Origin of the sequence: Kitasatospora humi (assembly GCF_020907985.1) — a bacterium.
Lineage (GTDB): Bacteria > Actinomycetota > Actinomycetes > Streptomycetales > Streptomycetaceae > Kitasatospora > Kitasatospora humi.
On the sequence record NZ_JAJJPA010000026.1, the window covers coordinates 1 to 24,113 of the forward strand.

General features: G+C 71.5%; 31 protein-coding genes. All 31 read left to right on the forward strand.

What is annotated here, in order from left to right; translation table 11 throughout:
* The first annotated feature begins 847 nt into the window (after positions 1–847).
* The 31 genes from LN042_RS22875 (at position 848) to LN042_RS23025 (ending at position 24,057) form a co-directional block, all read left to right on the forward strand.
* A complete protein-coding gene (locus LN042_RS22875) occupies positions 848–1,132 on the forward strand; it encodes a hypothetical protein (RefSeq protein WP_230053184.1) in 285 nt (94 codons plus the stop codon).
* A gap of 78 nt (positions 1,133–1,210) precedes the next feature.
* Positions 1,211–1,558: a hypothetical protein gene (locus LN042_RS22880; protein ID WP_230053185.1), complete on the forward strand. Its 348-nt coding sequence runs from the start codon at positions 1,211–1,213 to the stop codon at positions 1,556–1,558.
* 147 nt (positions 1,559–1,705) lie between these two features.
* Positions 1,706–2,140, forward strand: a complete 435-nt coding sequence (locus LN042_RS22885; protein ID WP_230053186.1) for a hypothetical protein — start codon at positions 1,706–1,708, stop codon at positions 2,138–2,140.
* 886 nt (positions 2,141–3,026) lie between these two features.
* A complete protein-coding gene (locus LN042_RS22890; protein WP_230053187.1) occupies positions 3,027–3,698 on the forward strand; it encodes a hypothetical protein in 672 nt (223 codons plus the stop codon).
* Between the two features lie 349 nt (positions 3,699–4,047).
* Positions 4,048–5,382 carry an ArdC-like ssDNA-binding domain-containing protein gene (locus LN042_RS22895; RefSeq protein ID WP_230053188.1) on the forward strand — a complete coding sequence of 445 codons (1,335 nt, stop codon included), beginning with the start codon at positions 4,048–4,050 and terminating at the stop codon, positions 5,380–5,382.
* A 394-nt stretch (positions 5,383–5,776) separates the two neighbouring features.
* Entirely contained in the window at positions 5,777–6,046 is a 270-nt protein-coding gene (locus LN042_RS22900; RefSeq protein WP_230053189.1) for a hypothetical protein, read from the forward strand.
* A 195-nt stretch (positions 6,047–6,241) separates the two neighbouring features.
* The gene (locus LN042_RS22905; protein ID WP_230053190.1) at positions 6,242–6,595 is read left to right on the forward strand and encodes a hypothetical protein; all 354 of its coding nucleotides are present in this window, start codon (positions 6,242–6,244) and stop codon (positions 6,593–6,595) included.
* 125 nt (positions 6,596–6,720) lie between these two features.
* Positions 6,721–7,137 (forward strand): hypothetical protein, encoded by a 417-nt coding sequence (locus tag LN042_RS22910; RefSeq protein WP_230053191.1) that lies wholly within the window; start codon positions 6,721–6,723, stop codon positions 7,135–7,137.
* Between the two features lie 76 nt (positions 7,138–7,213).
* Entirely contained in the window at positions 7,214–7,450 is a 237-nt protein-coding gene (locus LN042_RS22915) for a hypothetical protein (RefSeq protein WP_230053192.1), read from the forward strand.
* 115 nt (positions 7,451–7,565) lie between these two features.
* A complete protein-coding gene (locus tag LN042_RS22920; protein ID WP_230053193.1) occupies positions 7,566–8,090 on the forward strand; it encodes a hypothetical protein in 525 nt (174 codons plus the stop codon).
* A gap of 281 nt (positions 8,091–8,371) precedes the next feature.
* Positions 8,372–10,339, forward strand: a complete 1,968-nt coding sequence (locus LN042_RS22925) for a hypothetical protein (RefSeq protein WP_230053194.1) — start codon at positions 8,372–8,374, stop codon at positions 10,337–10,339.
* A gap of 170 nt (positions 10,340–10,509) precedes the next feature.
* Entirely contained in the window at positions 10,510–10,806 is a 297-nt protein-coding gene (locus tag LN042_RS22930; RefSeq protein WP_230053195.1) for a hypothetical protein, read from the forward strand.
* A 59-nt stretch (positions 10,807–10,865) separates the two neighbouring features.
* Positions 10,866–11,240, forward strand: a complete 375-nt coding sequence (locus LN042_RS22935; RefSeq protein WP_230053196.1) for a hypothetical protein — start codon at positions 10,866–10,868, stop codon at positions 11,238–11,240.
* 107 nt (positions 11,241–11,347) lie between these two features.
* Complete coding sequence (locus LN042_RS22940) at positions 11,348–12,025, forward strand: hypothetical protein (protein WP_230053197.1); 678 nt, start codon at positions 11,348–11,350, stop codon at positions 12,023–12,025.
* A 67-nt stretch (positions 12,026–12,092) separates the two neighbouring features.
* Entirely contained in the window at positions 12,093–12,572 is a 480-nt protein-coding gene (locus LN042_RS22945; protein WP_230053198.1) for a hypothetical protein, read from the forward strand.
* Between the two features lie 538 nt (positions 12,573–13,110).
* Positions 13,111–13,854: a hypothetical protein gene (locus LN042_RS22950; protein WP_230053199.1), complete on the forward strand. Its 744-nt coding sequence runs from the start codon at positions 13,111–13,113 to the stop codon at positions 13,852–13,854.
* 149 nt (positions 13,855–14,003) lie between these two features.
* Entirely contained in the window at positions 14,004–14,876 is an 873-nt protein-coding gene (locus tag LN042_RS22955; RefSeq protein ID WP_230053200.1) for a hypothetical protein, read from the forward strand.
* Positions 14,877–15,047: 171 nt separating this feature from the next.
* The gene (locus tag LN042_RS22960) at positions 15,048–15,509 is read left to right on the forward strand and encodes a hypothetical protein (RefSeq protein ID WP_230053201.1); all 462 of its coding nucleotides are present in this window, start codon (positions 15,048–15,050) and stop codon (positions 15,507–15,509) included.
* A gap of 129 nt (positions 15,510–15,638) precedes the next feature.
* Complete coding sequence (locus LN042_RS22965; RefSeq protein ID WP_230053202.1) at positions 15,639–16,154, forward strand: hypothetical protein; 516 nt, start codon at positions 15,639–15,641, stop codon at positions 16,152–16,154.
* A gap of 124 nt (positions 16,155–16,278) precedes the next feature.
* Positions 16,279–16,617: a hypothetical protein gene (locus tag LN042_RS22970; protein ID WP_230053203.1), complete on the forward strand. Its 339-nt coding sequence runs from the start codon at positions 16,279–16,281 to the stop codon at positions 16,615–16,617.
* Positions 16,618–16,696: 79 nt separating this feature from the next.
* Entirely contained in the window at positions 16,697–17,788 is a 1,092-nt protein-coding gene (locus LN042_RS22975; protein WP_230053204.1) for a hypothetical protein, read from the forward strand.
* A gap of 89 nt (positions 17,789–17,877) precedes the next feature.
* On the forward strand, positions 17,878–18,153 hold the full coding sequence (locus LN042_RS22980; RefSeq protein ID WP_230053205.1) for a hypothetical protein: 276 nt from the start codon (positions 17,878–17,880) through the stop codon (positions 18,151–18,153).
* Between the two features lie 69 nt (positions 18,154–18,222).
* The gene (locus tag LN042_RS22985) at positions 18,223–18,957 is read left to right on the forward strand and encodes a hypothetical protein (RefSeq protein WP_230053206.1); all 735 of its coding nucleotides are present in this window, start codon (positions 18,223–18,225) and stop codon (positions 18,955–18,957) included.
* 68 nt (positions 18,958–19,025) lie between these two features.
* Entirely contained in the window at positions 19,026–19,496 is a 471-nt protein-coding gene (locus LN042_RS22990; protein WP_230053207.1) for a hypothetical protein, read from the forward strand.
* A 74-nt stretch (positions 19,497–19,570) separates the two neighbouring features.
* Entirely contained in the window at positions 19,571–20,182 is a 612-nt protein-coding gene (locus LN042_RS22995) for a hypothetical protein (RefSeq protein ID WP_230053208.1), read from the forward strand.
* A gap of 324 nt (positions 20,183–20,506) precedes the next feature.
* Positions 20,507–20,824, forward strand: a complete 318-nt coding sequence (locus LN042_RS23000; protein WP_230053209.1) for a hypothetical protein — start codon at positions 20,507–20,509, stop codon at positions 20,822–20,824.
* Complete coding sequence (locus tag LN042_RS38295; RefSeq protein ID WP_504871032.1) at positions 20,805–22,127, forward strand: GNAT family N-acetyltransferase; 1,323 nt, start codon at positions 20,805–20,807, stop codon at positions 22,125–22,127. Before LN042_RS23000 ends, LN042_RS38295 begins: the two co-directional genes overlap by 20 nt.
* Before the next feature lie 218 nt (positions 22,128–22,345).
* On the forward strand, positions 22,346–22,942 hold the full coding sequence (locus LN042_RS23010) for a hypothetical protein (protein WP_230053211.1): 597 nt from the start codon (positions 22,346–22,348) through the stop codon (positions 22,940–22,942).
* Between the two features lie 217 nt (positions 22,943–23,159).
* On the forward strand, positions 23,160–23,330 hold the full coding sequence (locus tag LN042_RS23015) for a hypothetical protein (RefSeq protein WP_230053212.1): 171 nt from the start codon (positions 23,160–23,162) through the stop codon (positions 23,328–23,330).
* 149 nt (positions 23,331–23,479) lie between these two features.
* Entirely contained in the window at positions 23,480–23,677 is a 198-nt protein-coding gene (locus LN042_RS23020; protein WP_230053213.1) for a hypothetical protein, read from the forward strand.
* 143 nt (positions 23,678–23,820) lie between these two features.
* Positions 23,821–24,057 carry a hypothetical protein gene (locus tag LN042_RS23025; RefSeq protein ID WP_230053214.1) on the forward strand — a complete coding sequence of 79 codons (237 nt, stop codon included), beginning with the start codon at positions 23,821–23,823 and terminating at the stop codon, positions 24,055–24,057.
* Positions 24,058–24,113: the final 56 nt, after the last annotated feature.

A 24,113-nucleotide genomic window follows, 5' to 3' on the forward strand; every position in this document is an offset into this window, starting at 1 on the left:
GTCCGCTAGGCTAAGGTCATTCCCTTCAGTCGATGTATCACTTTCACAGCGGGAGCGGATCTGGTCTCACGGCTCGCGTGTAAATCTCCGATCGGACCTCTCGGAAACTGCTAGATAAGCCCCCAAAAATTCCGCTCACCGCTAACGCAATACCGCCTCTAATTTCGCAACAATTTCCCCTCTCACTTGTATCAGAAGAAGAGTGAGAAACGATCCCGGGTGACGGCCAATGCCGTTCCCGGCAATGCGAAATGAAAGTTCCGTGAGCATCGGTCGGAATCGTCCTATTAAAACAGGCCGTACGGCCCGCCGAGCAGCCCACTCGGGCCGCGCCCATCCCGCATCCCGGTCCCTGAACCAGCAGGACGCACCCCAAGGGGCTGACACCCCCCCAGCGCCCGACCAGCAACACACCCCCCCAGCCGCTGGCCCCACCCCAACACACCGGCCGGCCCCGCCGGACGGCCCACCACCAAGCCCGCCGCAGGCGCCAGAACCTCGCCGCACGTACCCGCCCACCCCACACACCACCCACCCCACCAGCAGCAGGAGAAGGGGGCAGCAGAAGAGGTTGTCAACCTTTTGCCCCGACCTGATATAGCCCCCGACCTGCACTCTTACCCCTGTTCGGCAACATGGACCAGGACCCCATCCAGGACCCCATCCAGGACCCCATCCAGGCGCCATAGCAGGACCCCATCCAGGACTGCATCCAGGACCCCAACCGAGCAGGGCACTGCGAGACAGGGGGGTCCTCCGATGCAGTGGCTAGACATGCTATAGTTATTCATGTCGGAACGGAGTGGCACCCCGACCGGCTCAACCCGCCCCCGTCGAAGGGAACACCATGGAGTTCGACTCCGAGCAGTTGATCGAGACCCTGGATTCGGTAGCCCGCGTGCAGGCCGCCCGCGCCGAGCTGGCCCGCGCGCTGAGCGCCCTTGATGTGAACCTGTACGGCATGTGGCGGACCGTCAAGGACCCCCAGACGGTTGCCGCCCACCTGCCCCGGTCGATCACCTCCCGTACGTTGCGCGGCGCGGTGCTGAGGCTCGCCCCGCGCGAGGACTTCGTTCAGCCGTCGCTGTTCGAGACGGCGCCGCAGGCGCCGGGGGTCGAGCTCGCGGCGTAGCCACCGCCCGGCGGGCGGCACGGTTGGCCGCCCGCCGGGAATTTGTCCAGGGTCCTATTTGCAGTGAGGGATAGAACAGTGAACGTCGACCGCGCGACCGCCGAATTCCGCTTTCTCCTCCCCGGTACTTTGAGTGTTGTTGGAAAGTCTCTGGAGAGGATTCGGAAGGGTTCTTCTGATCGGCTTTCGAAAATCAGCGGAGAATTCTTCGTTGGTGAATTCTCGTCAGTTGAATTCCGCTCCTTTGCCGGTGAGATGTACGGACGGGTTGCCCAGGGTGGCTACGACCGGGCGCGGTTCCGGGCGCGGGGTGCGCTCCGGTCGCTCGCGTCGGCGATGGAGTACGCGGGGTGGGGGATGATGGCGGAGGCCGTCGAGTGCGTGCAGGCCGCTCTGCGTGAGGCGTCCACCGCAGAGGCTTGCTAATGATCTTGTTGCCCGGGGCCGTCCGGGTGACTTTGCAGATGGGGCGGCACCAGCTTCTCAAGAGTACTTAACTCTGCTATAGTTATTCATGTCGGAAGGGGGTGGCACCCCGGACGGCTCAACCCGTACCAACCGGAAGGACCCGAGATGAACGCCCAAACTCGCAAGGCCCAGCAGACCCTCCGTCAGCGCGCCATCTACACCCGCAAGCAGGCCCGCAACACCCGCGCGCACGCCACCGTTCTCTCCGGCCGCCCCCTTCCGGTCGCCGTGGCGATGGCGGTGGCCGGGTACGACGCGGCCGACATCAGCCGCAACACCTCGGCGATCTCCAAGAAGCTCGGCGCCGCCGACGAGATGGGCAAGACCCGCAAGCGGCTGACCGCCAAGAGCCCGAACCGGGTCAACAAGGGTGGGCGCAACCGCCGCATGCGGACCTTCCCGGTCAAGCGCTACAACGCCGCCCGAGTGCTCGGTCTGCTCCGGACCCACCGCCCGCTGGCCGAGGAGGTCGCCGCCCGCTTCGAGCAGGTGGCCAACAGCCCCAAGTTCCGCGCCCTGGCGCTCGCCCTGGCCGCCTGAGCCAGCCGCCCCCGGCGGGGGCGGCCACCGGCCGCCCCCGCCCCGTCCCCGAGCCGCTGCGCCCTGTCTGCGACTTCACGCCGCCACCGACCACCAGGAGAGAGTCCGCCATGTTCGCACCCACCACCCCCGCCCGGCCCGCGCTCGCCACTAAGGAGGACAGGTTGCCGCCTGTAGCAACCGAAGCTTGCCCACACTGCGGATCACTGTTCACAGCCGGAGGCTGGTGCACCACCTGTCAAAGGCGGTACAAGGACTTCCAGCCCGACGAGCAGGACATGACCTCGTAGCCCCGGGCGCAGCACCCCAGCAAGGACCGGGTGCACCGGCAGCCGACCGGCGATCGGTGCACCCGCTACCTGTCCCCCCATCGTTCCGAGAGGCCCCTCATGACGCTTCGCCGCCCTGTCACCGTCCCGTCGCCCCAGCACGGCGCGGGAACCGCCGAGCCCGTGCAGCGGGAGCTGTTCGCCGTCCCGGAGGAGCCGCCCAGACCGGCTCCGGCGGCACCCGGCGGAGCACCCGCAGCTGACTTCGAGATGGTGCTAGAGGCTGCTCCCGAGCCGCGCCGTCAGCTGGCCCTGACCGGGGCGGGTTCTCTCCCGGAGTGGTCGCAGCTGCGCCCGCACCAGGTCGGGCGGGAACGTGCGATGCAGCCGGTCCTGTTCGCCCCGTCCACCGATGCGTTCGGTACGGGTTCACTATTCGGCGACGACGACGAATGCTCCCTTGGGTGAGCTACGGCTCACGGCTCCTTCCCCGAGCCGTCTCCCGCCCAGGGAAGGTGTTCACACTGGCAATTAGTGACCAGCTGCGCTATAGTTGTTCATGTCGGAAGGGGGTGGCACTCCTCCCAACTCAACCCGAACGCCCCAGGAGGAACGCAATGGCCGCCAACACCATGACCGTCCGAGGTCTGACCGCCAGCCAGCGAGACGAGGCCGGTGACCTGACCATCACTTCGCTCGGCGACATCACCGTGTCGGTCCAGGGCATGTCCCTCTCCGAGCTGGCAGAGTGGCAGTGGCTGACCGACACGCTCAACCCCGGACTCGACGAGGAGACCCACCGACTGACCCTCGCCGGGTGGAAGGTCACCCACCCGGAGGCCGGGACCATCGGGCTCCTGTTCCGGGGGCACGGCACGCGGTTCCACATCGAGTGGTTCAACCCCGCGATCGGCGATTTCTGCGCCGCCGGGCAGCAGGCGCGACTGCGCCACGGCGTCGCACAGATCCTCAACGCGCGGCAGCACCACGGCCACCCCGTCCCCGTCGACCCCCAGCCCGAGGCGGCCGAGCCGACCGCCACCGAGGCGCCGCTGATGTGGATCAAGGGAGGCACGCGCGTTCGGTACAGCGGGTCCCTCCAAGAGCTGCACAGCGGGACGTACCTCGTGTACGAGTGCGACGGCGGAGATGGCGACGACTGCGACTGCGGCCAGTACCAGTTGTACGACGCGGTGCGTGGCGTACTGGTAGCCCTACACGTCTCGCACGGGTCCATCACCCCGATCGAACCCGCCTCCCTGCCGCGCCTCCAGGAAGCCCACGACTGACCCCCCGGGGCCGCGCCCCCAGAAACTGGTGACGGGCCCGCCTGCGCCCCCAGGCGGGCCCGCCGGCCCCCGCGCCAGACCGACCCTGGGGATTCGCCCTCGGGAACGCGCCCGCCCCAGACAGCGCCCCTCCTCTCCCATTGCCGATGCGCTCAGCGCGGGTCCGGCGTTCGGGTCGACGGGCAGGCCCCGGCGAGCTGCGGCTCACAAGCCGGCCCCTCGAAACGAAGACCGTCCGAGAGGGTGCCCACGCTTGTAAATAGTGGCTCGTTGCGCTATAGTTGTTCATGTCGGAAGGGGATGGCACTCCTCCCGGCTCAACCCGTACGACCCGAATGAAGGCGGAGAGATGACCACGACGAAGACCCGGACCAAGCAGTCCCGCGCCAAGGGCCGGCCGAAGATGTCGGAGGCGGAGAAGGCGCGCCGCACCGCCACGCGGGAAGCCGCCGTTGCCGCACTCGGCGACAAGCTGACCGATGCTGTCGTCTCTCTCGCCACAAGCGAAGGGTGGACGGCAACGATCCGGGCCATGGCGTCGCTGGACTTGCGCCGCTACAGCTTCCGCAACTGGCTGTTGATCCTCCAGCAGTGCCCCCACGCCACCGCCGTTGCCAGCTACGACGAATGGCAGCGCCAGGGCCGCCAGGTCCGCCGTGGCGAGAAGAGCCTGACGATCTTCGCCGGAATGACCATCAAGAAGCGGGACGAGGACGGGAAGCCGGCAACGGACGAGGACGGGAAGCCCGAGACCTTCACCCGGTTCCGCACCACGCCCGTGTTCGACATCAGCCAGACCGACCCCATCGAGGACGCGACCGCCGCCCCGCTGGTCACCATCGGCGCGAAGGTCACCGGGGCCGTTCCGGACGGACTGTGGGCCGCGCTGACCCTCCACGCCGAACGGCGCGGCTACACCGTCGCCCTCGCCGACACCTCCCCCGCCGACGGCTCGACCAACCCGGCCACCCGGCAAATCCTGATCAGCGACACCGACCCCGGGGCGCACGCCACGGTTACGCTGGCCCACGAGGTCGGCCATGTCGAGTGCGGGCACGTCGAGGACATGGCCGAGTACGCCAAGCACCGGGGCCGGATGGAGACCGAGGCCGAAGCCGTCGCCGCCATCGTGTGCGCTTGGTTCGGGCTCGACTCCGGGATCAGCTCCGCCCCGTACATCGCGGGTTGGGCGGGCAAGACCCCCGAGGAGATCAAGACCACCATGTTGTCCGTCCTCCAGAAGGTCACGGCGGCAGTGTCCGCCGTCCTGGACAGCATCGACCCTCCGGCCGCCGACGACGCGGGCGGCCAGGAGCAGCAGGCCGAGGCCGAGCAGGCCGCCGAGCAGTCGACCGAGCCGGAACCCGCCGCCGCACTGACCGCACCCGCCGCGCCGACCGTCGCCCGGCTGCGCCCGGTCGGCCCGGTCGAGGAGTTCACCCGAGCTGTCACCTTCGACGGCTACGAGGGGTTCGGCGGAACGGTCCGGTTCCGGTCGAATCACGCCAGCTGCGCCTACGTCGTCACCGACCACACGGGCGCCCCCGTCCCGGTGGGCGACGTCGACGAGGACCAGGCCGTCGAGTTGCTCGCGCGGCACTACGGCTTGCCCGCGCCCGTGGTGGTCCTGCGGGAGAGGCCGCACGCGACCGCCGCCCCCGGCCGCCCCACGCTGGCAGCCTGACGTACCGCCCCGGGGCGGCAACGCCGCCCCGGGCCCCACTCCCCGGCACCCCACCAGGTGCCGCCAGCCCGGCCGCCGACAACCAACAGGAGGACTCCGCCATGGCGCAGCACGACCCCGCCCCGAGCACCACCTACACCGGCCCCAGCGACCCGGATGGAGAACCGGGGAGCATGTTTCCCGGCCGCTGGGTGACCGAAGCCCGGATCCGCCACGTACGCCGCCGAACTCTTCCCGCTCGGTCCCGATGGTCCGGCTGTGTCCGCCGTGCGGCTGATCGTGGAGTGCCCCGGAAGCGGGTGCGTCGTGCGCGCGACCGTCGAGGGCCCGGCGCAGCGGGGACATCCACTCGGATTTCGACGGCGCCACCGCGCACGCCCGCACGATCACTCGAGTGCTGCAGGAGGCCGGTATCCCGGCCGAAGTCCTCTCCGTCGGCTACAACTTCTACGCGTCGGGGGTGCGGCTGACGACGCCGGAGGGGCCGCGATGGCTGGTGGTCGGGCTGGACGGCGATGCACTGGTCTGGCAGTTGGACCACGACGAGGAAGGCACGGAGGAGGTCGGAGAGTGGGACACCGCCGATCCGGCGGACGCTCCGGCGCAGGTCCTCCGGTGGCTGCAGGAGCGGAACGCGGAGACCGTGCCGCCCCGTGTGCGGTAGGTCGGCGCGGTGCCGGTCGGCCCCGCCGGCGGGCGTCGCCGGGGTTCGTCGGCGCCGCGCCGGTGGGCGCCGACGTCCGGTGAAGCGGCAGCGCACGACTCCACACAGTGGCTAATTCTGCTATTATTGTCTATGTCGCTCCGGGATGGCACCCGGGGCGTTCAACCCGCACTCCGGCACCACGAAGGGCACTCCATGCCGACCGCTCCCCTCCTGCACTGCAACGGCGACCACGCGATGCCCCCGGGCCACCAGAACCCGGGCCCGTGGACGCGCTCCGCCGCGCTGTGTGGGCGCTTCGTCACCGACTCGCCTACGGGCCCCGTCGTGTTCGACGGTGGATTCGCCGCCCGCACCGGACGCGGCCAGTGGGGCGTACTGCGCACCTACGGGCCGCGCCACCCCAAGGGCAACCCGGCCGCCCGCAGGCTGCGCCGCGCTGCCCGCACCTTGCCGTCCGCCAGGCTGTGCCGCAAGTGCCGCAAGGCCGTGCGCGCGATGACCCACCCGAGGTGGACCCTGCCGAACGGAATCACGTACCTGGGCTGATCGGCGGCCGAACGCGAAGAAGTGGCGCCACCCTCCCCCGAAATAGTGTCCAACTATGCTATAGTTGTTCATGTCGGAAGGGCACCCCGACCGCCCAACCCGAACATCTCGAGCAAGGAGCAGCAGTGGTCGAGCAGAACACCCTCCCCGCCTCCAGCGTCCCGGCCGCCTTCGCCGACGGCCACCTCTACAGCCCGACCGCCGATCTCGTCGCGGCCGGAGTCGACTTCCGGCCGGGCGACCAGTTCGCGCCGATGGCACCGGCTCCGAGCGGCGGCGTGCGCGAGAAGGCCGCATGGTGGCGCACGGTCGCCAGCGTGAGCACGCCGGACTTTCTTGGCCTGGTGCCTGGGGACGCGATCACGGTGCACCACGGCGACGGGCTGCGCACCGGCGAGTTGATCTCGACCTTCCGGGCCGGCGCGCGCGTGCGGGTGGAGCTGCCCAACGATCCGGAAGGGCTGCGGGTCGAGCTGACCGTGAACCGCCGGAGCCCGTCCGGCTCCTGGTACGGGCCGTGCTGCGACACCCCGGAGGGCTGACGCCCCGGGCTGCGCCCGCCGCCGAGCGGGCGCAGCCCGGCCCTGCCCTTCCCTGCCGCCAGCCGAGAGGACTTCCGTGGAGATCAGCCCGGCCGCCCAGGCCCTGTACATGTCGATGCACGAGACCGGCGCACTGGTAACGCCGTACGAGGTGGCCGAGCTGCGCGCCGACGCAGTGGGCCGGCTGGGCTTCAACGGGCTGCGGATCGAGTGCACCAAGCGCGCGCTGTTCTGCGCCGCCGCCGAGCCGGACCACCACGGCGACCGGATGCGGTGGGCGGTCGCCGCGGCCGGCTTCGTCGACCCGCAGTAGCGGAAGGGGACCACCTCCGCTTGGCGATGATGGCTAGATGCGCTACTATTGTTCATGTCGGAAGGGGTGGCACCCCGGCCGACCCAACCCGAACCGCCCCGCAGGAAGGCACAGCATGCGCACGATCACCGTCCACCCGGAAGCCGCCGCCGACCTCGCCCCGCTCGCATTCGGGGAGTTCACCGCCACCGTCTGGGAGGACGGCGGGTACCTGGCCGGGTGGCAGTACACCGTGCCCGGCTGCGCCTGCTCGGTGACCCTCTGGCCGGAGAACATGTTCAACGAGCCCGATGCCCCGGCCGAGTTCACTCCGGTCGCCCCGTGGTCGTACCTCGGCCGGTTCGACGTCGCTACCGCGGAGGGGTGCCGCAACCCCGGCGACTGGACCAACCCCGCCAACCGGGACGGCCACCCGACCCCGCACCACGCGCTGTCCGAGGGCCTGGACGAGCACCGCGCGGTGTGCGCCGAGTTCCGCCAGGCCATCACCCGGTGCCTGGAGTGCGGCGACGCCAAGCAGGAACACGGCCGCCCGGACAGCTTCCTGGGCTGCGACGACTTCCGCCCCGGCAAGGAGCCCGGCCGCCGCGACTGGGAGATCCAGCGCGAAAAGCGCGGCCTCTGGATTCCCCGCGGCTGAACCACCCCGCCGGGGGCAGCGGCCGGCACCGCCGCCCCCGGCCCACAGCGCACCGCGCCGAGCAGTCCCCCGGCCACTCGAGCGAGAAGGAGAGCAGCCGCGCCGCCGCCAGCACGCCGGCCGCCACGGGTGCGGGCACCAGCCCGACCCGCCCAGCCCCGCACATGTCGGCGCGGATCATCCCCGCTTGCCGATAGTATCTAGCTACGCTACTATTGTTCATGTCGGGAGGGATGGCACCCCGACCGGCTCAACCCGAACCCCCCGAGCAAGGAGCAGCAGTGGTCGAGCAGAGCAACTCCCCCACCTCCGGCGGCCCGGCCGTGCACCGGTTCGACAGCACCGCCGAGGCGTACGACGCCACTCAGTGCGACGAGGAGATCCGAGACGGAGACGTGCTGGTCATCGAGGCGGAGAGCGTCGTCGGCTTCCTGGTCAAGGCGTGGCCCGTGTCGGCCACCGCCGCCCGAGGGGAGCTGCACGGCTTCCAGGGCCCGATCGAGGAGTTCAAGGGCGGCGCGTACGTAGCCAGCCACCGCGCGGCGTGCGTGCTCGCCGCCGAGCTGGGGTTCGAGGTCGCCGCGCCGGCCGGCGCCCCGGAGGCCGAGGCCGCCGCCGCACCCGCAGACGAGGAGCCCACCGCGCCGGCCCCGGAGGGGCGCGCCGTGGTCGAGTTCTACAGCGCCGTCCTCTTCCCCGGCAACCGCGAGCAGCGCCTCACCGTCCGCCCCGTCGGCTCCGACGACTTCTCGCTGTACGTCCCCATGCCATACCAGCCGCACCCGGACGTCGACGGCATCCTGACCGCGTTCGGGTGGCGCACCGCCGAGCCGTTCCGGTACAACGCCAGCGCCAACCGTGACCAGGCCGTCGCCGTCCCCGCCGAGCCGGCCGACACGCCGGAGGCCGCGGCGCTGCGCGACGCCTTCGCCCGCTTCACCGCCGCCCAGGAGACGGCCCGCAGCTTCGGCGGCAACCCGCACATGCGGCCCGTCGTCGTCGACGGCGAGGAGCACCCTGTCGGCTGGACCTTCCGCGTCGGGTTCGGGGAGGGCGCCAGCTTCGGCGCGGTCACCGCCGAGGGCCGTCTCCTCACCCGCGCCGACGGCACCCACTACCCGACACGGGCCATCGCCGAGACCGCGATCGTCTCCCAGCACACGAGCCCGACCGGCACGGAACGGGAGCCGGCCCACTGCGTCCACGGCCGCGTGGTCGCCCCCGGCGTCACCGGTGCCCCGGTCGCCGAGTGCTCCGCCGCCTCCAACGGCCCGGAGTGGGGTGCCTTCGCCGCGGCCGACGCGGAAACCGCCTGGTACGTCACCGGGTGCGCGGTCGACGTCGCCAACCGGGCCGCCGAGGAGAACGCCGAGATGGACGACACGGACCCGGAGGACCCGTACAACACGTGGGGCCGGATCTGCACGGAACACCCGGAATACCCGGCGGGCACCTGCTCGGAGTGCAACAGCGAGGAGGAGCCGGCCCAGGAGGAGCCGGCCCAGGAGGAGGCGGACGAGGGGGAGGCGGTGCTCGGCCGCTACGTCGTCGCAGTCGGCGCGAACTCCGACTACTGGCCGACGTTCAACGACCGGGAGCGCGCCGCCGCCCACGCCGCCAGCTACGGCCTGACCACCGCCGCCGTCCGGGACCGCACCGCACGGGCCGACGTCGCCGGCGCCCGACTGCGCTGCTCCGACGGCCGGGTGCGCACCGCGACCCACCGCGACACCGTCAACGGCACGGAGTGGGTGTTCACCGAGGACGGCACCGCGTGGCAGGCCGACAAGTCCGAGATGATCGACACGTCCCGGGTCGCCGAGGTCCGGACCGCAGCGGAGGCCGCCGCCCGGGTCGCCGCCGCCCCAGGCGCGACCGACCCGGAGCGGCTGGCCGCGCTGGAGGACCTGGGCAAGGCCCTGCGCTACCTCTCCGACGCGGACCCGCTCTGCGCCGCGGCCGTCGCCCGAGCCGACGCGCAGCGCGTGACCTTCACCGGAACGCTCGCCGACATCGCCCCCGGGGACATCGTCCACGTCGAGGGCATCCGGGCGAGCGTCCTCGCCACGGGCACGGCCGAGGAGAGCGCCGTCCGCGGCGACCGGCCCCGGTGGTGGGCGGACGTCCTGGGCGTCGTCGACGAGGAGGACCGGCGCCTCAGCTTCCGCCGGCCGTTCGCCATCGGGCGGTTCGCCGACGTCGCAGCGGCCGAGCCGGTCACCATCGAACGCCCGCTGACCACCCGCTGATTTCGCGACCGGGTCGGGCCGCCGCAGTGAGCGGCGGCCCGCCGCCCTCGGGGACATGCCGGGCGAGCACGAGCTCGCCAATAGTGCCTGACTCCGCTACTATTATTCATGTCGGAAGGGGATGGCACCCCGGACGGCTCGACCCGAACACCCCGAACAAGGAGCAGACCATGTCCAGCAGCGCGCCGCCCCCGCAGGTCTGGCCCGAGACCACCGCCGACCCGAACGGCGTCGCGCACCACACCGTCGGCGCGTGCCAGGCGACCTGGCGCACCGTCAGCACGGGGGGCGGCACCAGCACCGCCGCCCAGTTCGGCTACCCGGCATGCGGTGCGCCCGGCCGGATCGACCGGTTCGTGCAAGTCTCCCAGAGCACGGTGTACCGCCCCGTTCGGGCCTGCCCCGACCACGCCCGCCAGGACGCCCGCACCCCCGCCACGGAGCCCGCCGCCCCGGCCCCGCGGTGATCTCACGCCGACCCGCACGACCCCCCACCCGCACCTCCCGCCAGACAAAGGACATGCCGATGTCGTACGACTACGAGGTCAGCGGCACGATCACCATCTCTCCGCCGGTGCCTACTGCTGCCCTCTGGGACCTGTTCCACCCCGACCGCCGGGTGCCGTTCGCCGTCGCTCCGGCGGCCGGCGAGTGGCTGCTGACCCCCTCCGCGGACGCGGCCGTCGACGAGCAGGGACGGCCGAGCCATATCGCCGCTCTGGTCGTCGACACCGACGCGACCAGCTACGAGATCAACGCGCGGTTGCGGGAGTTCGAAGGATGGGTGGGCCCTGACCACGAGCTGGACGGCCACTTGGATGTGATCGGCGAGAGCCTTGAGCGCGGACGCATCTACCCCTGCGACGGCGACCACGACTCGTTCCCCTGCTGGGAGTTCTGAGCGAGCACACACTCGCACATGGTGGTTAGCCCTGCTATTATTGTGCATGTCGGAAGGGGTGGCGCCCCGGACGGCTCAACCCGAACACCCCGAGCAAGGAGTCGGCCATGACCGTACGCACCCTGGCGCAGATCGACCGCGACGTCTGGACCCTGTACCGCATCGCCTACGCGGCCAACCGCCTGGCCCCGAAGACCCTGGCCAACCCCGGGTACCGGAGCAGCATGCGTGACGTCCAGGCCCGGGTGCGCGCCGCCGACGCCCTGGCGCAGCGCCTGCTGGCCCGCCCCGGGGTCGCCGAGAACGAGGAGACGCCGTACGCCGTCAGCCTGCTGCGTGGGGCCGTCGACCGGGTGCTCGGATCCCGGGGTGACTTGGCCGCCCTGTCCGAGGCGGCCGGCCGCGCCGCCCGGCACCGTCCCGTCGCGGCCACGGGCGAGCTGCTGCACCTGGCCGACTGGGCCCGTGAGTTGGCCGCGCCGTCGAACGGCCGCGCAGCCAAGCCCGAGGAGCTGCAGCGCCGCCTGGCCGAGCTGCGCAGCCGGGCGGTGGCGTTCGGCCTGACCGCCGAGGAGGCGGCCGGAACGGCCATCGTCCCCCGCCACGCCGTCACCGGCGCCGCGCACTTTCAGGTGCTGTTCACCAACGCCATCTCCCGCCGGGGGCAGGTGTCGGTGTGCTTCGCCACCGAGGAGCTCGCTGACGCCGCCGCCGTGGACTACTACCCGTTCAACAACACCGACGTGTACCGGTACAGCTGCAAGTGCCGCCGCTTCGCGGCCTGACACCCCCTCCGCCCCGCCCCGCAGTGGGCGGGGCGGCCCCTACCCCATCCCGAGAAGGAGAACCGCCGTGCCGCTTCCCGGCGCCGTCACCACCGAGGACCACACCTACTACGTCATGCCGAAGGCCGGCGGAGGGTTCGAGATCCGGCCCACCGTGCGGGGCGAAGCCCTCGTCACGCGCTCGCGCGGCAAGCGCCTGGCCTCCAGGGGCGCGAAGTGGCGGGCCGACGCGCCCAAGTGGTGCCCCACCGACGAGGGTTGGTGGCACAACCTCTACGTCACCTTCGGCAGTAACCCGCGGGAGTACTTCGCCGGGCAGGCGTGGCGCGGCACTGTCGTGGAGACCATCTCCGAACGGGCCTACGACGACAACTACGGGTTCGCGCTGCGGCAGCAGGTCTTCCCGGTCGCCGACATCAGTTCGTGCCGCTGCCGCTACGCCGGCCGCCGCTGCCACGGGTGCGGGCACGACCTGGACGACCCGGTGTTCCGCGCCGCCCAGGACGCACTGTGCCGCGCGCTCGACGGGCCCGATTCGGCGGGCTGACCGCCCACCCCGGGGCTGCACCGGACGGTGCGGCCCCGGCCACCACCCCAGTCCGAGAGGGCCCCAATGGGGATCAGCCGTGCTGGTGACGCCGTACGAGGTGGCCCAGCTGCGTACCGACGCGGTGGGCCGGCTGGGCTTCAAAGGGTCGCGGATCGAGGGCACCAGGCGCTGGGCGGTCGCCGCCGCTGGAGTCGTGTGTGACTCCGACCGATAACTTGCGAGGCTCCGCCGAGCCGTCGCAGGCCACGGCCATGTTCCGAGGCGCAGTCTGCGGGCCGTTCCGACCGATAGTGTGCGAGGCCGGACATGGTCGACCCAGTCGCGATGACGAGTCCGCAGGTCAGCGCCGAGCAGACGAGTGGTCGCCTATAACTCGCAAGGTGCAGTTCGGATTCGCAAGCTATCGGTCGGAGTCACATCGTGAGAGCGGGTCACCCCACTTGTCGATAGTGGCTAACACTGCTACTATTGTTCATGTCGGAAGGCGGTGGCACCCCATCCGACTCAACCCGAGCACCCCGAGCAAGGAGTCCGCTTGTCCAGCAACACCAGCACCCCGAAGACCCCGGCCCAGCGCGGCGCGGCCGTGCGCCCGAACGGCAGCGCCACGATGCGGTTGCGGGACCTGCGCCCCGGCGATGTCAAGCTCGCCCGTGGCGGGGAGGAGGCCGTCATCCTGACCATCCAGTCGTTGGGCCGGGGGGAGTACGTCTGGACGTCCCGGGTGGTGCGCCCGAGTGCCGAGGCCGGTTCCTACTACGCGCCGCTGTACTGGGCGTTCCCGTTCACCCTCAGCGCCCACGGCCACACGATGGTCGACGTGGCCGCCGACCGACACGTCGACCCGGCGAGCCTGCCGCCGAGCCCCTACCCGGACGAGCGCAGCATCCCCACGCAGTTCCACACTGGGGACGTGGTCCGCCACGGCCGCGTGGTGTGGACGCGTGAGCCGCAGGGATGGTTCAACCACGCGCGGACCCGGTTCACTGAGCCGACTGGCGATTCCGCCATCGAGCGGCTGTTCCGCGACCCGCTGTTCCTGCGGCTGGCCATCCCCGAGTACGTCCCGGCCGCCCTGGTGACGCCGCCGTACGTGCTGACCGCCGACAGCCCCGCCGTCATCCACCTGTCCGAGGACGCAGGGCACCTGTGCGCGTGGTCCGGCCAGGTCGACGGGGTCTGGCGCGAGCGCCACAGGGCCACCGCGTTCCGGCTCGACTCGAACGGCATCCCCGTCCCGGTCTGCGACGAGCACGCCCCGCTGCTCACCGCCGATTAGCCCCGCAGCGGCCGGGCGGTTCCGCGACCGCCCGGCCCGCCGACCGCCGCCGCCGCGGGAGCAGCCGCCCCTACGCGGCGGCGCACGACAACCACCACCAGGCTGAGCGGCCCGCCCGTCCCCGGCCCGAGCCCAGGAGGCACACAGTCATGGCACCCGAGATCCAGGCGGCCGGAGGAATCTCCGTCCAGCCCGCCGTCCCGCTGAGCGCGTTCACCGGATCGTCCATCGGCGAGTCCGAGCACTTCCGCCTGCTCACCCTCCCCGGCCCCGACAGGGAGCGGCACGTCGTCGCCGGTGTCCAGGCCACCGAGCGGGCCGTGGGCGCGCCCGCGTTCGTCGAGGAGCTCGCGGAGTTCTTCGAGATCTGCAGGCAGGCACGCCCGGGGGCCGCCTTCCACTCATCCATGGTCGCCGCCGCCCTGGACGGCACCGACCCGGCCCGCGTCGCCGTCACCCGCACCGGCTTCACGTGGGAGCCGGACGAACGGACCGTCGCCAAGGCCGCGGCCGGCGTGCCCGACGGGGACGACCCCGAGCAGCCGTACATCCCAATGCCGATCCCGGCCGCGCTCGCCGAGCAGGCCGGCCCCGACGGCCGCATCCCGCTGTGGTGCACCGTCCAGGCCCCCAGCCCGAAGGGCCGGTGGCAGGTGGTGCTCAACGGCACCATCGTCCAGAACCTGCACGACGCCGCGCTCCGGGCCGCCGCCGAGCACGGCCATTCCCGGGTCATCGTCGACATGAGCAAGGAGGTTCTGGCGACCTACCGGCAGCCGGAGCCGGCTGTCACCGCGCTCGAGGCCATCGCAGCGGCGCAGCGCCGGACCGACCGTTGGGTGGCGCTGACCGAGGTGGACGAGCCGAGCGCCGACCAGCGCGAAGCGCTGACGGAGGGGTTCCGGCTGGCGGAGCGCGCGGCGGAGTACGCCGAGCGGGCGGTGGCCGCCGTGGACCCGGTCCCGGCGGACGTCCGGCGCGCGTGGCAGTCCGCCGACTTCCTGACCCACCTGTACGGCTGACCAGACGCCGGGTGCTCAGTCGGCCAGCGGCCGGGCGCAGCGGTTCCCGGTGCATTGGGCGGGCTTTCCCGCTTGTCGAGAGTGACTAACTCTGCTATTATTGTTCATGTCGGCTGGTGCTCACCCCTTCCCGTTCTCGGCCGACGCCGGCCTGCAGAGAGAGGACTGCACATGATCACCAAAGGCGTCTACTTCACGTACTGGAGTCGCTACGGCCAGGCCCCCGTACGACTGGAGTGTCCGGCGACCCTGAGCCCGTGGGAGCACCAGTTCCCCCGCTTCTACGTCCGCTACAGCGGCTGGTCCTGCCACCGTCACATGGACCTGGCGACGGAGTACGTGGCCGAGCGCGCGGCAGCCGAGCAGCAGCGTGCAGCGCTGGCTGCCGAGCTTCCAGGATGGTGGGTCGGGATCGTCGATGTCGGGCCGGCCCCGTTCCCCGAGTTCCGTATGGGTGTCGAGTTCTTCGCCGCCGACGGCCGCAAGGGTTTCATCGCGATCCGAAACCGCCACGGAGCCGCGGTTCAATGGCTGGACGGCCCACTCGGCCTCAACCCCTACCCGCTGGACCTCATGCGCACCGAACCGCCCGAGCCGATGCGCCCCGCCGGCTCCACCTGGCTGCGCGGCTGAGCCGACATCCCACCAGACCAGCGACTCAGCCTACTTGGCAAGAGTGGTTAGATGCGCTACTATTGTTCATGTCGGTCGGGGATGGCACCCCGGCCGACTCAACCCGGACAGCCCGAGCAAGGAGCAGACGTGACCGAGGCGGATTTCTTCCAGGCGGGCCACACCTACATCCAGACGTTCCCGGACAGCCGGCTGGTGCGAGTCTTCCAGTGCACGCAGGTAGCCGTCCATCCCGTGAGCGGCGAGCCCCGCGCGTTTGGCTTCAGCGGCGCTTCGACGCCTGGTCAGGACTGGCGCCCGAACTGCGAGACCGTCGCCTACCGCCCTGCCCACTGGGACGGGGAGTGGGTCGTCGTCAGCGGCGCGCCCGCCCCCCAGTCGCTGGCCGCACCGCCGAGCGCCGACGTCCTGGCGCGCCCGGCAGCGGAGGCAATCCCGGACGGCTGCGTGGTCACCTACCACGGCAACATCCGGATGTGGCGCGGCGTCTATCGCGCATACGCCTGCAAGGACAACCTGTGCAGCCGTGTCTATTACGACCACGACGCGCGGTACCGGCTGCACGCCCTTGCCACGAACAAGCCACTGAAGGACTGCGTGCCCCGCTCGTCCATCACGAGGGGACGTCAGACCCGTTGGCTGTGATCAGCGCTACAGGGCCGGGGAACCGACCGCGCCCAAGCCCGCCGTGCCGGGGACGCCCCCGGCACGGCGCACCGAACTCTCCGGCCCCACGCCACGCCGCTGCTCCAGAACAGGCCCCCCCCACATGAGAACCGCCCGATACCTCACCCCCGCCTGGACGGCCCGGCGGAAAGCCGCCGAGGCGGCACGAGCGGCCCGGCACGAGTTCGCCGCCCGGATCGCGGCCGTCCTCCCGCTGGTCAAGCTCAACCGCCTGCCCCCGCGCGGACCGGTCGAGCACCAGGTCAGCGACACGATGCACGGCGACCTGACCGGCCACGGCACGTGGATCAACGTCCAGATCAGCGGATCGGCCGACAGCGTGGACTTCAACGTCCGCCTGGCCGAGCCCGAGCTCGCGTTCGCGCTGCTGCAGGCGATCGGCGCGGTCGCCGCCGCCCGCGCCACCCGGCCCAACTCCTGACCCCCAACACCCCAGCCACCGCCCGAGCCCGGCAGCCCCGCGCCGCCGGGCGGGCACCACCTTGAAAGGGACCGAACCGATGAACACCCTGACCACCGACCCCGGCACCACCGCAGCCGACGCGCTGCCGGACCCCCGCCAGATGCAGGACCAGGAGCTGGCCGCCGAGCTGGCCAAGCTGCACAGCCGACTTCGCGGCTCCCTCCCCCGGGCCGAGCGGGCCGCGCTGGGCAACCGCAACCGCTCCCTGACCGAGGAGTCCGACCGCCGTGCCCACGAGCTCAGCAAAGCCATCAGGGCGCAGCAGGACGAGCAGGAGCGGCAGGCCCGCCAGGAGCGGACGTCGCTGGGCCGGCTGAACGAGCACGGCCGCTACCCGGTCGAGGTGGACGGCCGTCTGCGAGGGTACGTGTTCAAGCAGGGCCGGTCCTGGTACCTGCACCTGGAGGGCGAGGACAAGGAGCAGGAGGGCGGGGAGCGCCGGAGGCTGGACGCCGTCGACCGCCTAGTTCGCGTCATCGACTTCCGCGAGGAGCAGGAGCGCGCGCGTCAGCAGCTGCGGGCCGTCCCGGGGGGCTGGCGGCTGGACGAGGGGGTGCCGGCCCTGTCGGTGGGAGAGGTGGTCCGGTACGAGTACGAGGGCCGCGGCGGGTGGAGCGAGCCCCTGCGGGTCGTGGCTCGCGTGGAGGAGCCGCCGCCGTACGGGGTCCGGTTCCGGCTGGAGCCGCTGGACGGCCGAGGCCCCGGCTGGTCCCTGCCGGGTGCTCGGCTGCCCAGGGTGGTGCGGCCCGAGGAGGAGACCGCCGCCGCGTTCCCGCCGGTCCCGTTCTCCCACCGCGACCCGGCCGAGCACGAGGCGCGCCGGCTGCTCGGCGGCGAGGTGGGCGACGAGCTGTCCGGTCTGTCCAAGAAGCTGGAGGCCCGTGAACGGGCACTCCGCGCGCTGAAGATCCTGGACACCGTGCAGCAGGGGCGTAGCTCGAATCCTGCCGCCGCCATGCTCGCCGTGGCAATCGAGGCCGAGGCGATCGAGAAGGCGGTGCGGCGGGTAGCCGGCCCCAACTGGGTGTACTACGCGAGTTCGGCGCGGGCGGCGCTGCTGGTTTCGGCGCGGGCGGCGCTGCGGTTCGAGCAGGGCGGCGGCCGGCTCACCGCACCGGCGGGAGCATGATCTCCGCAGCTTTACAAATAGTGCCTAAGTCTGCTATAGTTTTTCATGTCGGGGCGGGATGGTCTGCCCCACCGGACAGAGGATGCACCGTGGACCTTGAGAACCTGATGGAGCAGGCCGCGCAGTGGCTGGTGAAGGCGGACCACCACTACGAGCACACCGCTGCCCTGAACGCGGCCCCTCAGACGGCCGCCCGGGCCGCCACTGAGATGGAGCTCGCCAAGTACGCGCACGAGCGCTACCGGCACTACGCGGATGCCGCCAAGCGCGCCAAGAGCACCAGCCACCCGGCCGATGCCGTCGAGCGCCCGGAAAGCAGGGCCCGGGGCGTCAGGGCACTCCAGCCCCCGGCCATCAGCCGCTGACGCACGCACCTCCCGCCGGGCGGCGGTGGCACGCCGCCCGGCTCAACCCGGACCCGAAGGACGTTCTCCGTGACCACCGACACCCCCACCCCCTACCAGACCGACACCGCCGCGACCGCGCGGCGCCTGGTCGCCGCCGCCCTGACCGGCTACGGCCTGACCGAGACCGCGCTCAACCGCCAGTGCCCCGAGCAGGGGCGGCGGCGCGGCTTCCTGACCACCGGTGACGCGGAAGCGGTCACCGTCACCATGCACCCGCTGCCGATGACCGCCCGCGAAAACCGCGCCGTGGTCCGCGCCCTGCTTCGCCAGCCGTGGCAGCTCGAGATCGCACCGGACCTGCGGTCGGTCACCGTCCGGCCGGGCCGGTTCGACTGGCGCGGCCCGCTGGACAGCCCACTGCTCGGCGAGTCCGTCCGGGCCGGAGCCGCCGACGCCGACCACGCCGTGGGCTACGAGCGCGCCACCTTGTCCAAGCGCGGATCCACCGAGCCGGTCACCTACTCCGCCGCCCGCACCCGGCACGAAATCGCCTCCCTGGTGGAGCACGACGGCGGCCGAGTCGAGAAGTGGCCGAACGGCATGCTCCTGGTCACCTCCCGCGGCGAGGAGTGGCGCGACCGCTGGACCTACTACTGGCCCGCCGCGTGGTTCAACGCGGCCCCGCTGTGCAGGACCTGCCAGCACACGTACTCCGAGCACAAGCCGTACAAGCCCTTCGCTGCCCCGGGCGCGTGCGGCCAGTACGAGCGAGGCGAGAAGCCCGAGGTCGAACTCCCCCGCTGGACCCGGCGGACCCTCTGACCGCCCCGGGCCCGCGCAACACCGCGCGGGCCTGGCCGACCGCCCCCACAGGCACGAAGGAGAAGATGATGTTCCCGAAGAGGCTGCGCCGCCGGATCCACCGCAGCGCGACGTTCCACCCGTACGACCCCGGCGAGCCCAGCAGCCTGCCCGCACTCGAGATCGGCGCGGTCCTGGTGTTCGCCTACCTGGACGAGGAGGACGGTCACCTGCGCATCTCGGTGCATGAGGACGAGGCGGACCCGGCCCTGCTGGGCCCGGACGGCCGAGTGCCGATCCACGTCACCGTGGAGGGGGAAACCGTGTACTGCTCCACCGCGACCGACGACGGCCGACAGTGGCGCACTGCAGATCCTGACGCCCTGGTCGACAAGGAGCAGCAGCCGAGCCGGGCCGCGGCCGACAGCACCGCCCGCAGCCGCCAGACCCTGCTCGTGGTCCTTGAGGAGGAGTCGGGGGAGTGGCTCATCGAAGCCGACTACCGGCCCGTCGGCGAACCCGCCGAAGAGGCGCGCACTACACCCGCAAATAGTGGGTGAGTATGCTACTATTGTTTATGTCGGACGGGTGGCATCCCGCCCGGCTCAACCCGCACCCGAGATCGGAGCCCGACATGGCGCAGCGCAAGGCCGTCCCCGTCCACGACTTCCTGGAGCTGATCCCCTTTGAGCCGCCCGCCCGTATCTGGCTGCCGGGCGGCGGGCGGGCCGAGTTCCTGGTCGCGGCCGACTGCGGGCCCGTCTGGACCGGAAGCATCCGCCCGGCGGGCACCGCGCAGCGGCGCGAGGACGGGGAACCGCAGGAACTGCGCGGGTTCTTCCGCATGGACCAGGCGCCCTGCGCCGACGGCGTGGCGGAGCTGCACCGGGCCGTGGAGCGTATCGGCGCGCGAGCCGGGTTCGACGTCGAAGAGTTCACCGTCCGGTCCCAGGTGACCGAGGGGGAGCCGGGGCAGGAGATGCACTGCGTCACGGCCGTCGTCCGCGCGCGGCGCCATCTCCAGGACTCGGCCGCAGCTCCCCTGACCGACGTGGTCCACCAAGATGGAGCCCCGGAGCACCACGGCGTGGTGCTGGAGTACCGGCGCTTCGCGACCGGTGACTGGTCTGGGCTGGTGCGCTGGGACGACGGCACGGAGAGCATGGAGGACGTCCGGACGCTGATCGTGGCCGGGCAGACGCGGATGCCGCTGTCGCTGAAGCCGGGCCAGGCTGTGCCGAGATAGCCGGGCTGGGATGGACGAGGGCATACGAGCGGCGGCCGTCCACCCGGGGGTGGGCCCGCCGGCCGCCGTCCTAAGACGTCATCCGGGCAGGCAGATTGGCATTCCTCGGCCGCCGATCGCTCAACCCGTACCCACCGCATGCAAGAGCCGAGATTCGACACCGCTAGCCGGGAGTACAGGCGTTCAGGATAGCTGACCCAGGCACCACCACGCCCCATTCCTACGGCAGCACCCCCGGCTGGCAGCCCACCCAGCCGAAGCCGCAACCGAATCCCCCGGCCCGCCAGTGGCGGGCCGGCCCCACCGAACACGAAGGAGCCTTCCATGGGCGACATCAGCCTGGCCGAGTTCAAGCGCCGCGCCGCGGCCTGCACCACCTTCGAGGTCGTCAACCACCTGCACCCCCACCGCACCGGCCCCCGCACCGTCGTCGCGGTGAACCCGAAGCGCATCCGCTCTCAGCGCGACGGGGACGACACGACCACCTACACGGACTGGCCGAAGGCTGGCCTGTGCCGGATCGAGGGGAGCAGCATCACCTTCCTCGGTGACGTGGACGGCCGCGACATGTTCACCTTCACCTTCCCCTTCCCGGCCGCGGAGGAGGCTGGCCGTCAGCGGGGTGCGGATCACGTCGCCTGAGCTGGCCTGGGAGCTGTTCCCGGAGGAGAACGAAGAGCAGGCTGGCCTACGGCTGGGCGGACTGTGGGTCGGCTTCGCCAACGTGATGGACTGCGGGAGCGAAGCGTGGGTGGCCGAGCTGACCGTTCACCCCGATTACCGGGGCCGGGGATTGGCGACGGTGCTGCTCACTGCCGTGCTGGCCGCCACGGGGGACGGAACGTCGCGTTGTGCTGCGATCCGTACATCTCCCAGGGAAACGGGTGGCCGGCCTCGGAGGGCCTGCCCGTCGGCACCCTGGTCGCCTGGCATGCCCGCCACGGCTTCCGGGCCGACGGGGAGCAGCGCATGGTGCGCAGCGCGCGGCACCGGCCCGGACCGGAACACCCGGGCCTCCCCATGCCACCAAAAGATGGCTAACCATGCTATAGTTATTCATGTCGGAGCGGGTGGCGCCCCGGACCGGCTCAACCCGGACCACCGAACCAAGGAAGTCACCATGTCGAACCTCCCCAAGGACCAAGCTAGGCTGCACCGACAGGCTCAGGAGCTGGTCGATCTCGACCGGCCGCTCACCTGGCAGGAACGCGAGTTCGTGATGACGCACTGGCAGGAGTCCTCCTCGGTCGCCCACGGCCTGGACGGGGCGTTCTTCACTCCGCTCGGACTGGCCGTCGACATGTCCGTCGAGGCGAGCGGGCCGGAGGTGCAACGGGTGCTGGACCTGTGTGCCGGGATCGGTCGCCTGGCGTGGACCTGCCTCAACGACATGGGGGCCCCCGATCGCGAGGTCGTCTGCGTCGAGCGGAATCCGGAGTACGTCCGGGTGGGCCGCAAGGTGCTGCCGGAGGCGACGTGGGTCTGTGCCGATATCTTCGATCTGCCCGAGGACCTGGGGCGCTTCGACATGGTGGTCAGCAACCCGCCGTACGGGCACACCGAGCGCAGCGGTGACGGGCCGGGGGTGACGGGCCGTCGGTTCGAGTACCACGCGGTGGCCGTGGCCGCCGAGGTGGCGAAGTGGGGAGTGTTCCTGATCCCCCAGCAGTCGGCCCCCTTCCGCCACAGCGGCGAGCGGGGCTACCGGGAGGAGCGCAGCGCGGACTACCTCCAGTTCGAGCGCGACACCGGCCTGCGCCTTGAGATGGGGTGCAGCATCGACACCTCCGGCTATCGGCACCAGTGGCGCGGGGTGGCGCCCACAACGGAGATCGTGCTGTGCGACTTCACGAAGCGCACCGCCCGGAGTGCCGCCACCCCTTCCCCCGCTGGGCCGGACCGCCGCACCCCGGTCGCCGTCGAGGTGGCAGCGACCCTGTTCTAAGTGCACCTGCGCCGCCCGGGGCTACGGCCCCGGCGCGGCGCAGGGTCCGCACTCCGGGCGCCGGCGAACCCGGATCGAGGTCGAGCGCCACCCGTGCCGACGCAGTGCCGGGCGAGAGGCTTCTCAATAGTGTTTGTCTCTGCTATAGTTATTCATGTCGGCACGGGGGTGGCACCCCGGACCGGCTCAACCCGTACCTCCGAATCAAGGGGAGTTCCATGCCCGCGACCCTCACCGCCGACGTGATCGACAGGACCACCCAGGCCAACGGCAACCACGAGCGGCTGGCCGCCCGCCTGCTGGGCGGGATGGCGCAGATGAACACCCACGCCGGTGTCGACCTCCCGCCGTGGCACTGGACCGACTTCCTCGACCGGGAGACCGGCAGCGGCGGCCACTGGAGCGTGACCCCCAACTCCCAGCGCGGTCACCAGGTGGAGCTGACCCGCCTGTCGCTTCCCGTCGCAGTCCAGGTGCTCAACGAGCTGCGCAAGATCGACCGTGGTCCGCAGGACTCCCTCAGCCTCAGCGGTGCGCGAGGATTCGACGGACTGGCCGCCCGCATCCTCGCCGAGAACGTGCGAGGGCTGCGGCCCAGCGGGCTCGCGCTCTGGCCGGGGACCGAGCACCACCAGGCACCGGCCCGGTTCACGAGCGAGCTGTCCCCCGTCTGGCACCGGGCAGCCAAGGTGACGGTCCGTCTCAGCGGGCCGGGCGCGGACGCCCGCGTCACGGTCCTCGCCTCCGACCTGACCGGCTACGAGGCCATGTGCCTGCTTAGCGCGCTCACCGAGGCGCTCTCCCCCTCCGCCTGACTCCTCGGTGGCTGCCCGTGCTTGCCGGGCAGCCACCGCCCCCAACTGCAACTCCCCGCCCTCCCCATCTCACCCCGGGTGCCCGTCCCACCGACCGGCCACCCGCCGTCTGCGGAGGAACCAGCCGCATGACCACCGCGCACCGCCAGCCGAGCTCGCCGAAGCGATCGCCGTTGCCGTTGCCGACCATCGCAGGAACTTCCCCGAGCTGTCGGACATGGAGGCGGTCGAGCTCATCCGCCACAACTTCGTCGTCAGCGAGGACGTCGCCCACTGTCCCAACGGCAACTGGGCGGTCTCGATCACCGCACTGGACCCGGAAGAGCGGGCGTACGCCCGCGTGGTCCGGGCGACGCCGGAGGAACAGGCCAGCGTGCTGACCTCCTGACCGACCCGCCGGGGGTCCGACCGGGCCCCCGGCGGTCGCCGGGCGTCAGGTACTCACCGACTACGGCCTGGACCTGGAGTACGAGTGCCGTCTTCGAGCTCTGGCAGGACCCCTGCCCTCCCGTCTGCGGCGGGGTCTACTTCGGCCACGTGCCGGACGTGGGCACCTACGAGGTCGCCTGCGACTCGGACGGGACTCCCCTGGTGGACGCGGGGAAGCTCGCTGATTCCCTGGCCGCCCTGCACGAGGGGGCGACCGTCGCGCAGTGGCTGGCGGGCCCGGGTGAGCAGCTGCTGGGCACCGCCGTCCGAGCCCGCCTCAGCACATACGAGCGCCGCATCGTCTAGCCCCACACCTGGCACGCGGACCAGCCGCGTGCCACCCAGACCCCCACTGGCCCGCCCGCCGCCCAGCCGGCTGACCGAGCGCAGCACCGCCAGGCGCCCGGACCGGCACGGCCGGCCGCCAACCACTGACCGAGAGGACCGCCATGACCACCCGAGACGAACTGGACGGGATGGGCACCGACGAGCTGCACACCGCCCTGACCGAGGCCACCCGAACGCTGCCCGAGGACCACCCGGCACGCGTGATCTGGGAGGAGCTCGACGCGATCCTGACCGCCGGCGGCGCGGAGTGCCTCCCGGCCCCCTGGGACAACCTCCCGCAGTGCCAGGGCCACCCGGTCGGCGAGGCCGGGCAGTGCACCTGCTTCGACCCCCAGTAGTCCTTCCTGCCCTCAAGACGGGGGTGTCCGGCCGCGGCCGGACACTCCCGCGCCGT

Excerpts from the sequence above, each read along its gene's own strand:
- LN042_RS22875 (WP_230053184.1), top strand. The coding sequence starts at position 848 with ATGGAGTTCGACTCCGAGCAGTTGATCGAGACCCTGGATTCGGTAGCC.
- LN042_RS22885 (WP_230053186.1), top strand. The coding sequence starts at position 1,706 with ATGAACGCCCAAACTCGCAAGGCCCAGCAGACCCTCCGTCAGCGCGCC.
- LN042_RS22890 (WP_230053187.1), top strand. The coding sequence starts at position 3,027 with ATGGCCGCCAACACCATGACCGTCCGAGGTCTGACCGCCAGCCAGCGA.
- LN042_RS22895 (WP_230053188.1), top strand. The coding sequence starts at position 4,048 with ATGACCACGACGAAGACCCGGACCAAGCAGTCCCGCGCCAAGGGCCGG.
- LN042_RS22905 (WP_230053190.1), top strand. The coding sequence starts at position 6,242 with ATGCCGACCGCTCCCCTCCTGCACTGCAACGGCGACCACGCGATGCCC.
- LN042_RS22920 (WP_230053193.1), top strand. The coding sequence starts at position 7,566 with ATGCGCACGATCACCGTCCACCCGGAAGCCGCCGCCGACCTCGCCCCG.
- LN042_RS22930 (WP_230053195.1), top strand. The coding sequence starts at position 10,510 with ATGTCCAGCAGCGCGCCGCCCCCGCAGGTCTGGCCCGAGACCACCGCC.
- LN042_RS22935 (WP_230053196.1), top strand. The coding sequence starts at position 10,866 with ATGTCGTACGACTACGAGGTCAGCGGCACGATCACCATCTCTCCGCCG.
- LN042_RS22940 (WP_230053197.1), top strand. The coding sequence starts at position 11,348 with ATGACCGTACGCACCCTGGCGCAGATCGACCGCGACGTCTGGACCCTG.
- LN042_RS22955 (WP_230053200.1), top strand. The coding sequence starts at position 14,004 with ATGGCACCCGAGATCCAGGCGGCCGGAGGAATCTCCGTCCAGCCCGCC.
- LN042_RS22960 (WP_230053201.1), top strand. The coding sequence starts at position 15,048 with ATGATCACCAAAGGCGTCTACTTCACGTACTGGAGTCGCTACGGCCAG.
- LN042_RS22970 (WP_230053203.1), top strand. The coding sequence starts at position 16,279 with ATGAGAACCGCCCGATACCTCACCCCCGCCTGGACGGCCCGGCGGAAA.
- LN042_RS22975 (WP_230053204.1), top strand. The coding sequence starts at position 16,697 with ATGAACACCCTGACCACCGACCCCGGCACCACCGCAGCCGACGCGCTG.
- LN042_RS22990 (WP_230053207.1), top strand. The coding sequence starts at position 19,026 with ATGTTCCCGAAGAGGCTGCGCCGCCGGATCCACCGCAGCGCGACGTTC.
- LN042_RS22995 (WP_230053208.1), top strand. The coding sequence starts at position 19,571 with ATGGCGCAGCGCAAGGCCGTCCCCGTCCACGACTTCCTGGAGCTGATC.
- LN042_RS23000 (WP_230053209.1), top strand. The coding sequence starts at position 20,507 with ATGGGCGACATCAGCCTGGCCGAGTTCAAGCGCCGCGCCGCGGCCTGC.
- LN042_RS23010 (WP_230053211.1), top strand. The coding sequence starts at position 22,346 with ATGCCCGCGACCCTCACCGCCGACGTGATCGACAGGACCACCCAGGCC.
- LN042_RS23015 (WP_230053212.1), top strand. The coding sequence starts at position 23,160 with ATGGAGGCGGTCGAGCTCATCCGCCACAACTTCGTCGTCAGCGAGGAC.
- LN042_RS23025 (WP_230053214.1), top strand. The coding sequence starts at position 23,821 with ATGACCACCCGAGACGAACTGGACGGGATGGGCACCGACGAGCTGCAC.